General features: G+C 39.2%; 8 protein-coding genes. 5 read left to right on the forward strand and 3 right to left on the reverse strand.

The genetic code is table 11. The features are described from left to right. Positions 1 to 204: 204 nt before the first annotated feature. The 5 genes from OK18_RS17305 to OK18_RS17325 all read left to right on the forward strand — a co-directional run bounded on the left by OK18_RS17305 (position 205) and on the right by OK18_RS17325 (position 7,994). A complete protein-coding gene (locus OK18_RS17305) occupies positions 205 to 813 on the forward strand; it encodes a hypothetical protein (protein WP_053328819.1) in 609 nt (202 codons plus the stop codon). A 153-nt stretch (positions 814 to 966) separates the two neighbouring features. Continuing rightward, positions 967 to 1,296 carry a hypothetical protein gene (locus OK18_RS17310; RefSeq protein WP_053328820.1) on the forward strand — a complete coding sequence of 110 codons (330 nt, stop codon included), beginning with the start codon at positions 967 to 969 and terminating at the stop codon, positions 1,294 to 1,296. A gap of 144 nt (positions 1,297 to 1,440) precedes the next feature. Further along, positions 1,441 to 5,778, forward strand: coding sequence for a CusA/CzcA family heavy metal efflux RND transporter (locus tag OK18_RS17315; protein WP_053328821.1), 4,338 nt, complete (start codon positions 1,441 to 1,443; stop codon positions 5,776 to 5,778). Between the two features lie 6 nt (positions 5,779 to 5,784). Next, entirely contained in the window at positions 5,785 to 6,936 is a 1,152-nt protein-coding gene (locus OK18_RS17320) for an efflux RND transporter periplasmic adaptor subunit (protein WP_053328822.1), read from the forward strand. Positions 6,937 to 7,049: 113 nt separating this feature from the next. Next, positions 7,050 to 7,994: an aldo/keto reductase gene (locus OK18_RS17325; protein WP_053328823.1), complete on the forward strand. Its 945-nt coding sequence runs from the start codon at positions 7,050 to 7,052 to the stop codon at positions 7,992 to 7,994. A gap of 98 nt (positions 7,995 to 8,092) precedes the next feature. Here the strand turns inward: OK18_RS17325 and OK18_RS17330 are convergent, their stop codons facing one another. The 3 genes from OK18_RS17330 to OK18_RS17340 form a co-directional block, all read right to left on the reverse strand. Further along, positions 8,093 to 9,940: a chloride channel protein gene (locus tag OK18_RS17330; RefSeq protein ID WP_053328824.1), complete on the reverse strand. Its 1,848-nt coding sequence runs from the start codon at positions 9,938 to 9,940 to the stop codon at positions 8,093 to 8,095. A 214-nt stretch (positions 9,941 to 10,154) separates the two neighbouring features. Then, positions 10,155 to 11,153 (reverse strand): SDR family oxidoreductase, encoded by a 999-nt coding sequence (locus OK18_RS17335; protein WP_053328825.1) that lies wholly within the window; start codon positions 11,151 to 11,153, stop codon positions 10,155 to 10,157. 57 nt (positions 11,154 to 11,210) lie between these two features. Further along, entirely contained in the window at positions 11,211 to 12,476 is a 1,266-nt protein-coding gene (locus OK18_RS17340) for an NAD(P)/FAD-dependent oxidoreductase (RefSeq protein WP_053329416.1), read from the reverse strand. Between the last annotated feature and the right edge of the window lie 203 nt (positions 12,477 to 12,679).

A 12,679-nucleotide genomic window follows, 5' to 3' on the forward strand; every position in this document is an offset into this window, starting at 1 on the left:
AAATAGCTATTCCACAAATGATTTGAGTTTTCTTTAAGATTATGGAATTTAAACTTTTTATAACTACACTCATTTAAACAGAATATGGTTTAAATTTTCAAATTATTACTAATTACATTCCTGTGCTGCTCAGCCATTCTTATTATGACCCTACTCATAAATAATCATCTTTGATTTTCGCTACCTTGCTTTAAAGAATATGCTATGAAACCGAAATCAATTAAAGGAGTACCCCGTCAGATATCCGGAGGCTTTCATGATACTGAAAGTGAAAAACAATTTGCCCCTGAATTGCTTCCCTTAAAGTTTGAAATATTAAAAAGAAGATTTTTTATGATTAATCATTGGCAGAGCTATTGCGGAAGTGCCTTTGCTGCCTTTAAACTATATGATTCCAATGCCGGGCCTGTTGATCGTGATCCTCAGAAAGGAGACTTTATAAGAATAGATATTCCCGGACCCGGTGAACCCGAAGCGAGAGGGTATGACTGGGTTGAAATTTTAGAGATCTGCTATTACCAGGATTCTTTCTCAGAAACTATTATGATAATCTGTAAACCCAGCAGAGATCCGAAGAATAAAAAAAGCAGTCATATTGCTCATTTTTACAGTTCCAAAGCCACATCTACCTTTATGATCTCCAAAACTTCTTCTCATTTAAAAACTGCAGTATACGGCCGGAATGAGTCTCCCAATTTTAAGGCTAAGTTTATTGATGTCATCAGGAATCTTCTTGTGGCAGCAGGCGGAATTATGGGAATTGCCAAAATCCAGTGGAAAGTGCTCACAGACGGTTTTTTAGATTTTGAATAAAAAATATTTCTTTTAATCTGCATCAAAAGTAATCATCAGCGAATCTATTCTATAAAAATGTTGAAAAAATTAATATAAGAGCCATTTCAGGAAAAATTTAAGCCTTATATTTGCAGTACAATGTTAAAATGGTTCTCTATATTATGTTCGATAATGTATGCATTTGCTACCACCAACACGGCGGAAGTTCTTAAAGTGCCTATGTTTGTAGAACATTTTATGGAATATCACGGAAGTTTTTCAGAATTTGTCATAGAACATTACGATAATCATAAAAAGGATGCTGATTGGGATACCGATCAAAAACTGCCTTTTATCAATCCACCTATAGTACTCACTGTATATGCCCAGCTTCCTGAAATCAGTTTTGAAATAAAAAAACCTAAGGAAGTTACGGTTTCTCAGAAAAACAGTATTTACCAGGAAAAAGACTTTTCCAACCTTTACCTTTCCCGGATTTTCCAGCCACCACGGTTTTCTTGATTTAATCTATATTGAAAATCAATGTGTTAAGCTCTTCTTAATGCAAAGAAATCGTATTTTATATCCATTAATCTTTTGTGTATTATAAATGTAATCATTGTTACTTTTATAAAAACACTTCCGATTATCAATTAATTTTTTTTCATGTTAAATAAAATTATTGAGTTTTCTGTAAAGAATAAACTCATCATTGCCTTGTGTACAACAGGTCTCATTCTTTTTGGAGTATATGAGACTACAAAACTTCCTATTGATGCGCAGCCTGACATTACCAATAACCAGGTGCAAATTATTACTACAGCCCCTTCTTACGGAGCAGCCGATATAGAACGTCTTGTCACCTTTCCGATTGAGCAGGCTACAAGCAACATCAGCGGAATCACCGAACTCCGTAGCTTCTCGCGGTTCGGGCTTTCCCTGGTAACGGTAGTTTTTGATGACAATACAGATGTTTACTGGGCCCGTCAACAGGTTCAGGAGCGTTTGCAGCTTGTTCAGGAGAATATTCCCGAAGGAATCGGAAAGCCCGAACTAGGACCTATTTCCACCGGATTGGGTGAAATCTTCCAATATGTGGTAAGGGCTAAAAAAGGCTACGAAAATGTCTATGATGAAACAGCGCTGAGAACCATACAGGATTGGGTCGTGAGAAGGCAATTGCTTGGGACCAAAGGAGTAGCAGATGTCAGTAGTTTCGGAGGGAAGCTGAAACAATATGAAATTGCCATCAACCCTAATCAGCTGCAGGCTTATAATATCAATATCAATGATGTTTTCGCTGCACTGGAAAAAAATAACCAGAATACCGGCGGAGCCTATATTGAAAAGCAGGAAACGGTTTTGTTCATCCGGAGTGAAGGGCTTTTGGGAAGCACTGAGGACATAGGAAACATTCAGGTTTCCGAAACAAAGGATGGCATCCCCGTTCTTATTAAAGATGTAGCTTCCGTTAAAACAGGGTATGCAACCAGATATGGAGCAATGACTTATAACGATACGGGGGAAGTATCCGGAGCTATTGTATTAATGCTTAAAGGTGAGAATGCTAATAAAGTGATTGCCAACATCAAGCAAAGACTGGAAAAAATCCAGGACTCTTTGCCTGAAGGAGTGGTTATTGAACCTTTCCTTGACCGGGCCAAAATGGTCAACAATACCATAAGTACCGTAAAAACAAACCTGATGGAAGGTGCTTTAATTGTTGTTTTTATACTGGTGGTATTCCTGGGAAATTTCAGGGCAGGATTATTGGTGGCTTCGGTAATTCCCTTGTCGATGCTTTTTGCCATCATTATGATGAATATTTTTGGAGTGGGAGGAAACCTGATGAGTCTTGGAGCACTGGATTTCGGCCTTATTGTAGATGGTGCCGTTATTATTGTGGAAGCGGTGCTTCACCAGCTTGCTCATAAAAAGCATTTCGGACCGGATAACAGGCTTACCAAAAAAGAAATGGATGGACAGGTGTCTGGTTCTGCAACTAAAATGGTGAACAGTGCCGTTTTCGGACAAATTATTATCCTGATCGTTTATCTTCCTATTTTTACCCTTCAGGGAATTGAGGGGAAAATGTTCAAGCCCATGGCGCAGACTGTTGCATTCGCCCTGATCGGAGCTTTCCTGCTTTCTTTAACGTATATTCCCATGATGAGCTCTTTGGTTCTGAGCAGAAAGAAAAAGGAAAAAGAGAATATCTCCGACAAAGTAATGGCAAAAGTAGAAGCAGGCCATCAAAAGCTTCTGATGAAAGCCCTTAAATACAGAAAAACCATTATTTTGAGTGTGCTGGTCCTTTTTGCAGGAGCAGTGTTTACACTTTCCAGGATGGGAGGAGAGTTTATTCCATCGCTTGAAGAAGGTGACTTTGCTGTCGAAATGAGGATCCTCCAGGGAAGCAATATCAACGAAACTAAAAAAGTAACGACTCAGGCTGCCAATATCCTTCTAAAGCAGTTTCCCGAGATAGAAAAAGTGGTAACCAAAATCGGAAGTGCAGAAATTCCTACAGAACCAATGCCAATGGATGCGGGAGATATGATCATTGTCCTGAAACCAAAGAAAGAATGGACCTCTGCAACATCGTTCCCTGAATTATCCAAGAAAATGAGTGATGCCTTAAAAGTTATTCCAGGACTGACTACCGGATTCCAGTTTCCGGTACAGATGCGTTTTAATGAGCTGATGACCGGCGCAAGACAGGATGTGGTATGTAAAATCTATGGAGAAGATCTGGATAGCCTTGCCTCGTATGCCAGGCAGCTTGGGAGCATCATCAATACGGTAAAGGGTGCTCAGGATCTGTATCTGGAACCGGTAGTTGGAGCACCACAGGTTGTTATTGATTATAACCGTTCAGAACTCTCCCGTTACAATATTTCCGTAGCGGAAATCAACAGGGTTATCAATATGGCCTTTGCAGGACAAACTGCCGGAGCCCTGTATGAAGGAGAAAAGAAGTTTGATATCGTGGTTCGTATGGATAATGCGTACAAAAAAGATATTAACAGTATCCGCAATTTATTGGTACCCACTTCTTCCGGAGAACAGATTCCATTATCTCAGCTCGCAAAAGTAGAGCTTAAAAACAGTCCCAATCAGATTCAGCGGGAAGATACCAAAAGAAGGATTGTTGTAGGCTTTAATGTAAGGGGCAGGGATGTTCAGAGCATTGTAGAGGAACTTCAGCAGAAAGCAGGTAAAAAGCTGAAACTTTCTCCCGGCTATACCATTTCGTATGGAGGAGCTTTTGAAAATTTAAATGAGGCCAAAGCGAGACTGGGAGTAGCTGTTCCGATTTCTTTGGTGATGATTTTCCTGCTCTTATTTTTTGCTTTTGGATCTGTGAAACACAGTTTACTTATCTATACGGCAATTCCGTTATCAGCGATTGGAGGAGTCTATTTCCTTGCGTTAAGGGGAATGCCATTCAGTATCAGTGCAGGAGTAGGATTTATTGCCTTATTCGGTGTTGCCGTACTTAATGGAATTGTTTTGATATCAGAATTTAACCGGTTGAAACATAATGGCATAACCAATACCGGCAGAATTGTACTGATGGGAACAAGAATCAGGCTCCGTCCGGTTTTAATGACAGCTTTTGTAGCTTCATTAGGTTTTTTACCTATGGCCCTGAGTAACGGAGCGGGTGCTGAAGTTCAGAGACCTTTGGCTACGGTAGTAATCGGAGGACTGATGCTGGCAACCCTTTTAACCTTATTTGTACTTCCCATCCTTTACGTTGTATTTGAACATATTAATAAAGACAAAATGAAATTCCCTAAAACAACAAACTATAAAAAACTATCTGTCTTCCTGTTGCTGATGTCTTTCGGAGGAATGCAGGCCCAGGAAAATATAAGCTATGGACAGGCGCTGGAAAAAGCGTTACAGCAAAACGGCACCCTTAAAACAACAAAATTGATTTCCGAATATCAGGAAAAATTAAAAGCAAGTTACCTGGATATTCCCCAACTGGAAGTGACTGGAGGATTCGGCCAGATTCAGGGGGAAGAAACGGATAATTCATTAGCTATTTCCCAAAGGTTCAGTTTTCCAACCGTATATTCAAAGAGAAAACAAATGCTGGATGCGGAATGGACGGCAAGTGTTATCAATCAAAATCTTACAAAAGCGCAGTTGATAAAAGAAGTAACAGATGTTTTTTACAGAATCCTGGTCCTTCAGGAAAAGAAACAAGTACTCGGATATATCAGTCAATTATACAATAATTTTGCTGATAAAGCAGGGCTAAGACTTAAAAAAGGAGAAGCCAATATTTTAGAAGAATCAACCGCTGAAATTCAGAAAGAACAAATAAAAATACAACTGAACAATCTGGAAAATGACCTGAATATTGCCAGACTGCAGCTCCAGTTACTGCTTCAGTCTGAAAAAGCTTATCAGCCTGTTTCAGACAAAGCGGTTATGGATATTAATCTTCAGATTTCTGAAGACATGGTAAAGCAACATCCCGAACTTCAATATTTACAACAGCAAATTAAAGTAGGGGAAGCCGAAGTTCAGCTCGAAAAAAGCAAATTACTTCCTGAACTTCTTTTAGGGTATACCAATCAGAGTATGAAAAATATTAATAATAACCGCTTTAACTCTGTCCAGATTGGAGTGGGGATTCCATTATTTACCAAAGGTCAGCGGGCTTTGGCGAAAGCTGCACAGGCAAAAATAGCGATCTCGGAAAATGAATATCACCGGAAAGAAATTGAACTTAAAAACCGGTTGAGCCAACAGGTCAGCAATTATGCCAACCAGCAGAAAATCATTGAAAATTATGAGCAGAAACAACTTCCAAAATCTGAAACGATCTTAAAAACAGCCCAGAAGCAAATGGATGTCGGTGAAATTGATTACCTGAGCTGGGTAATATTGGTAAATCAGGCTGTAAAAACCAAAGCTGATTATATCGATCAATTGGAAAAACTGAATCAAATAGGGGCAGAGCTTAATTTTTTACTTTCAAAATAATACAGAATGCAATTCAGAAAAATATCAATATACAGTCTCGCTGCAACACTTGTTTTATCTTCATGTTCAGGAAAGAAGGAAGAGGAGAAAACAGTATATGAAAATACGAAATTTACCAAAAACAGTGAAAATACGCTTCATCTGGCAGAAAAACAGGTTCAATCGGTAGGGCTGACTACAACTACCATCCAGAGCAGGAATATGGAAAAACTGGTAAGATTGAACGGTAAAGCGGAAATTTCGCCCTCCCATATCAGTTCCATTTCCAGTATTATGGGCGGGCATATCAAGTCGATCAATGTGATCAACGGGAGCCACTTCAATAAAGGCCAGGTATTGGCAGTTGTGGAAGATCCACAATTTATACAGCTGCAGCAGGATTATCTTGTCACCAAAGCACAGCTTGAAGCCGCGAGGCTTAATTACAACCGTCAGAAAGACCTTAATACCAGCAAGGCAAGCAGTGATAAAACGCTGCAGGCCGCCCAGGCTGATTATTCTACCCTGAATGCTACTTTAAAAGGACTGGAAGAGAAGCTACGCATTATCGGGATTAATGCAAAAGGATTAACAGCTGGAAATATCAGGAGTAAAATTAATATATATGCTCCTTTCAGTGGTTTTGTGAGTAAAATTCTAGTTAATAACGGGCAGTACATCAACCCGGCTGATACTTTATTTGAGCTGATCAATCCTACGGGGTTGCTTCTGGAATTAAAAGTTTTTGAAAATGATGTGAATGATATCAAAACAGGTCAGGAGATTGTAGTTTACAACAACCGGAATCCTGATGTGAAATCCAATGCCAGGATTGTAAGTGTTGTTCCAAGTATTGAGGCTGGCGGGGCAGCGATTGCTGTGGCTCAACTTTCATCTCCCCATTCAGAATTTATAAAAGGAATGTATGTGAATGCTGAAGTGAATATCAGCAGCAGATATACACAAGGATTGCCTAACGAAGCCGTAGTCTCTTTTGAAAATAAAAACTATGTTTTTGAAGATCTCGGAAAATCAGATTATAAGATGGTCCAGGTTACTACCGGGATTTCTGATGATCAGTTTACTGAAATATTAAAACCGGAAATATTAAAAGATAAAAAGATTGTGCAGAAAGGAGCCTATAGCCTTCTGATGATGCTTAAGAATAAAGCAGAGTAATAATATAGTTTTATTTATAATAACTATAACCGGGATGCCTATTTTGAATCAGGAATCCTGCGCTATATTGCTTACCTTAGGGCTTCCTTAGTATTTATAATAACAATTCATTTATGGAAAAAAGAAAAATCAAAAATACTGATTTAACAGTAGCACCTGTTAATTTCGGAGGAAATGTTTTTGGATGGACGCTGGACGAAAAACAGTCTTTTGATATATTAGACCGGTTTACTGCAGCGGGATTTAATTTTGTAGACACTGCAGACACGTATTCATGGTGGGTAAACGGTAAGGGCGGACAATCTGAAGAAATCATCGGTAAATGGATGAAAAACCGCTCCAATCGTAATGATATCGTATTGGCTACCAAAGTAGGATCAGAAACCAAAGAACATGGTTTTGACATCAGCAAAAAACATATCCTTCAATCGGTAGATGAGTCTCTGCAAAGACTCCAGACCGATCATATTGATATTTATTACACACATTTTGATGACAATGTTACTCCTGTAGAAGAAACACTTTCGGCATATGATGAAATTATCAAAGCTGGTAAAGTGCGCTATATTGCGGCCTCCAATCTTTCCCCGGAACGCTTGAGAGCTTCTTTTGATGCTGCTGAGAAAAACAATCTTCCTAAATATGTGGCTTTACAGCCTCACTACAATCTGATGGAAAGAGAAGGTTTTGAAAAAAATTACGCTCCTTTGGTAAAGGAATTTGACCTGAGTGTATTTCCATACTGGTCTCTTGCAGCAGGCTTTTTAACAGGTAAATATCGTGAAGAAGCAGACTTTACCAAAAGCCCGAGAGGTGAAGGGGTAAGAAAATATTTAACTCCTAAAGGGCGTGATGTTTTAAAAGCATTGGATCAGGTCAGTGAAAAGCATCATACACAGCAAAGCACAGTCGCCCTGGCATGGCTATTAGCTAATCCTTTGATCACAGCACCCATTGTAAGTGCTACGAGTGCAGCTCAGCTTGATACCCTGTTCAATGCTCCCAAACTGGTTTTAGATCAGGAAGATCTTGATTGCCTTAATAAGGCAAGCCATTAATTTTCCAAAGATTTCTATATAAGGCGAAATCTTCACTGGCAAATTTTGTAGGTCAATATAAAAAAATCCGTTCTGATATTGAACGGATTTTGTCATTTTTAGTCTGAATATTCTTTCAGCAGTTGTCTGTAGCTCATAAGAATAGACGACTTTGAAATAAATCCGATGAAATCATTATCCGTACTTACTACCGGAAGGTTCCATACACCGGTATCATCAAAAGTCTGGAGGATATCCAGCGGTTTATTTTCACGGTGAAGAATAGCAGGCGGTGCTTTCATAATTTGAGATACCGTTTGCAGCGGATCTATCTCCTTATTAAAAAGATAAGGCCTGATATCATCTAATGTAAGCACACCTTTCAGTTTCTTATGTTCATCTGTTATAGCAAAAATGTTTTTATTTCCACTTTTTACAAGCTCAAACAGCTCCGTGACTGTCGCATTTTCATAAATCATCTGGGAATACTGATCGATAAAATCTTCTGTTCTTAAGGCAAAAAGAAGGTTCTTGTCGTGTTTATTCGTGAAAATTTTACCTTCATCAGCCAGAGATTTCAACTCCGGAGAAATAGGAGAGAACCATTTGGCAATAAGGTACGACATTACCGCTACAATCATCAGGGGAATAAACAGGTCATATCCAAAACTGGATTCTGCAATCAGGAATATGGCTGTAAGCGGGGCATAGAGTACACCGCTCATGGCGCCCGCCATTCCTACAAGAACAAGATTTGTTACCGGAACATCTGTAAACCCCAAATGCTGACAGACCAGAGCAAATAAATAGCCCAATGTACCCCCTGCAAAAAGAGAAGGTGCGAAATTTCCACCATTCCCACCACTGAATATGGTAAAAGAGGTAGCAAAAGCTTTTAAAAGCAATACCAGAATTAAAAATATAATGATTGTCCAGTCTCCGATTTCAAAATACCTGAAAAGGCTGTTTTCGATAATAGAATAAGTATCACCGTTGGTAAAAGCTTTTACCGTTTCATAACCTTCCCCAAATAATGGCGGAAACAGAACACACAGAAGGGACAATACAGCTCCTCCGAACATAGCCTTACGCATCCTTGAAAGCCGGAGTCCTTTTATAAAATGCTCCACCTTTTGGGAAATAACAACAAAATAACGGGCATATAAGCCGGTGACTATCCCCAGAATAAGGTAATAAGGAACGTTTTTGTAATTAAAAGGATCTCTTGTATAAAACCTGAAAAGGACATCTTCCTGAAGCAAAACCCGGGATAGAAGACTTCCACAGACTGCGGCCACCACTAACGGGATAAAGTCTGTAAAAACAACACCGGTCAGCAGGATTTCAAAAGCAAACATAATCCCGGCAATAGGAGCATTAAATGCAGAGGCTATCCCAGCCGTAGCGCCGGCTGCCAGTAACAGGGTGCGTTCTTTATAGTTCAGTCTGTAGGTCTGGGCATAATTAGAACCAATTGCAGCTCCCGTAACGGCGATAGGACTTTCGAGTCCGGCAGAGCCACCTAACCCAACCGTAACCGCACTTTGTATGACCTGTGAATACATTTTCACAGAAGCTACAATGCTGGAGTTTTGTGCAATTTCATATAAAATCGCTCCAATTCCTTTACGGTCCTGCCCTTTAAACAAAGTTATAACAATCAAGGTGGTAAGCACTATTCCTAAAAAAGGAAAAACAATATAGAATAATATCTGATATTCAAAGTGAACTTTATTCGTGATAAAATAGTGTATATTATGTACGAGGGTTTTCAGAATAACTCCTGCCAGCCCTGCAGTACACCCTACCAGAATACCCGATAGAACAAGAAACTGATTCCTGCTCAGTCTATTGTTCAGCCAATGCAAGATAAGTTCATAGCTGCGTGCTTTTTCCAGTCCGTATTTCTGGAAATCTCTTTTAAATTTAAGGAAACTCAGGTATTTTTTTTTGTTGTGAATTTTCACTTGGAAAGAATTTTAATGTTGCAATAATCTGATACAACACTGTAAATTTATGAAATATCTGTCAAAAAAATTCATGCTGGGTTCCTTTATACTACACTTTTCGTTTTGGGTTACCTTGGGTAACTTTATAATTTACAGCAGATTAGGGTGTGGATTATTAATTAAAATAAGGTAATATGTTTATATATTGTATGCTCGAAATCTGTTGCAGTTTTTACGGTTTAACCAATTTTTTTGATTTTCCTGAAAACAGGAATCCGGCTGCAATGAGGCCTATAATTCCTGCAGCAGCCCAGGTTAATGTCCCGGAAGAAACAGAAACAAGACTTTTCCCGTAAATTCCCGTATTTCCTTTTGAAGCCTCCAAAACATTACCTTCTGTATTTTCTCCTTTATGTGCCTTCTTCATAAGCAGCCTTACTGCAGCGGAAGAAACGTACCGGATGACGCCAGGACAGATTTCATATAAATTTTTAAAGACTACTGCAGACCAGTCCGGATAAGAGGCCTCTACAGGATTTTTAGCTGTTCTTACGATGGCTGCAGCTAAACGACGGGGATCAAATGATGGGGGAGGTGTGCTTAATTGTATCCCTGAATAATTGGCTGCATGTCCTATTCCTGATGATCTTTGGAATCCGGGATACAGTGCACAAATGTGAATATTGGGAAAATCAGAAACCTCACCCTGCAGGGTTTCCACCATTCCGCGGATTCCATATTTTGATGCGGTATAGGCTGTGCCATAAGGAGCAGGCATCCATCCGCCAATTGAGATATTATTCAGCAACACTCCTTTTTTCTGTCGTTTAAAAACAGGTAAAACAGCATGTGCTGAGTGCATATAGCCTAAGAGGTTTGTTTTTATAATCTGATCGGTAACCTCTGAAGGGATCTCCTCAAATTTCCCAAAAGCTAAAACGCCTGCATTATTAACCCAATAATCAATTTTTCCACTGAAAGCAAGGGCTTCTTCTACAAGACGGTGAGCCTCTTCGGCCACAGAAATGTCAGTAGGCACCACAAGTACTTCTACTCCAAATTTCCTGCATGTCTTTGCTGTTTCATTAAGAGCCTCCTCACCCCGTGCCGCAAGAACCAGATCTGCTCCTTGTTCTGCAAAAGCTTCCGCAGTGGCCTTACCGATTCCACTGGATGCTCCTGTGATCACTACTGTTTCTCCAAAAAACGGAGGTTTTCTTTGATTTTTCATATCAGTTGGATTTAAGGTGTTCTGTTATTATTGTTATTATCTGAAATATTCTTCTGATCAGTTTCCGGTATTCCTTTTAGGAAAAAGAATAAGCCTTATGGAAGGATTATTGGTAATAAATAATCGTAGCCAGTCTAAAGCGAGCCGGATTTTACTTCCAAAACCAACAAGGGGAATGATATGGATAAAAAGCCAGGTAAGCCATGCAATAAACCCTTTAAATGAATATTTGGGAAGGTCTACTACTGCATTATATTTTGAGATTATAGCCATGCTGCCTTTATCATTATACCGGAAAGGTTCCAGGACTTTTCCGTCTTCTATCCGTTTAAAATTGGCAGCTAGATTTTTTCCTTGCTGAATGGCAACCTGCGCAAGCTGAGGGTGTCCTTTCGGATATTTTTCTTCAGAAAGCATCAGGCAAAGGTCTCCTACTGCATAGATATTTGTGGTTTCTTCGACCTTATTGTAAGCATCCACCAGTAAACGTCTTCCTTTTCCTATACTTGTTTCCGGCACACCATGAACTTCCCTGCCAATCACCCCTGAAGTCCAGATCAGTGTTTCTGTTTCAATAGACCGCCCGTCACTTAAAATGACTTTACCGTCTACATAGTCTTTTACTGAAACGTTTAAAAGAATTTTTACCCCAAGTTCTTCCAGGGTCTGATAAGCGGTTTTCTTGGCAAGATCGCTCATCGGGGAAAGCAGGGAAGGCAAGGCATCAATAAGGTAGAGATGGGAAAGTCCTAATTTAATTTCAGGATATTCCTTCTGTGCAATATATTTTCCCATTTCAGCAAGCATTCCCGCAAGCTCCACACCAGTAGGACCGCCACCTGCAATGACAATATTCTGAAGCCGCTCTGCTTTTTCCATATCTTTATTCCGGGAAGCTTCTTCAAATGTTAACAGGATATGGTTTCTCAGATAAAGCGCTTCTTCTATAGTTTTCATAGGTAAGGCACATTTCTGAACGTTTTCCATTCCAAAAAAATTGGATTCTGTGCCCATGGCTAAAACAAGATAGTCATAGCTTAATGTTCCGGTATCTGTTTCTATGGTCTTTTTGTCAGGATATACCTGAACAAGTTTACCCATATGATAATTTACATTCTTACTCTCAGAAAATAATTTACGGAAAGGATAGCTGATATTGGAAGCTTCAATAAAAGAAGTAGCCACCTGATAGATAAGTGGTGGAAAAAAGTGATAGTTATTTTGATCTACCAGCGTTATTTTAAACCTTTTGTCATTTTTGAGAGATTTGATAAGGTTAATGCCGGCAAATCCTCCTCCTACGACCAGAATATGCTTTTTCATAATAATTTGATTGAAATGGTGTCTTATATTCATTCAAGAACAGGACCAAATAAGGTATAATACAAATATTTAACATAACATAAGGGAATATAAAAATATCTGTATTTATCCGGACAAGCCATAGCGTAAAGACTTCCGGCCGATTCTGTTTTACCGATATCTGCACGATGTTTGCAGGTTATCTATGACCAACATCAAAAATA

Origin of the sequence: Chryseobacterium gallinarum, assembly GCF_001021975.1 — a bacterium.
Lineage (GTDB): Bacteria > Bacteroidota > Bacteroidia > Flavobacteriales > Weeksellaceae > Chryseobacterium > Chryseobacterium gallinarum.

Excerpts from the sequence above, each read along its gene's own strand:
- OK18_RS17305 (WP_053328819.1), top strand. The coding sequence starts at position 205 with ATGAAACCGAAATCAATTAAAGGAGTACCCCGTCAGATATCCGGAGGC.
- OK18_RS17310 (WP_053328820.1), top strand. The coding sequence starts at position 967 with ATGTATGCATTTGCTACCACCAACACGGCGGAAGTTCTTAAAGTGCCT.
- OK18_RS17315 (WP_053328821.1), top strand. The coding sequence starts at position 1,441 with ATGTTAAATAAAATTATTGAGTTTTCTGTAAAGAATAAACTCATCATT.
- OK18_RS17320 (WP_053328822.1), top strand. The coding sequence starts at position 5,785 with ATGCAATTCAGAAAAATATCAATATACAGTCTCGCTGCAACACTTGTT.
- OK18_RS17325 (WP_053328823.1), top strand. The coding sequence starts at position 7,050 with ATGGAAAAAAGAAAAATCAAAAATACTGATTTAACAGTAGCACCTGTT.
- OK18_RS17335 (WP_053328825.1), bottom strand. The coding sequence starts at position 11,153 with ATGAAAAATCAAAGAAAACCTCCGTTTTTTGGAGAAACAGTAGTGATC.
- OK18_RS17340 (WP_053329416.1), bottom strand. The coding sequence starts at position 12,476 with ATGAAAAAGCATATTCTGGTCGTAGGAGGAGGATTTGCCGGCATTAAC.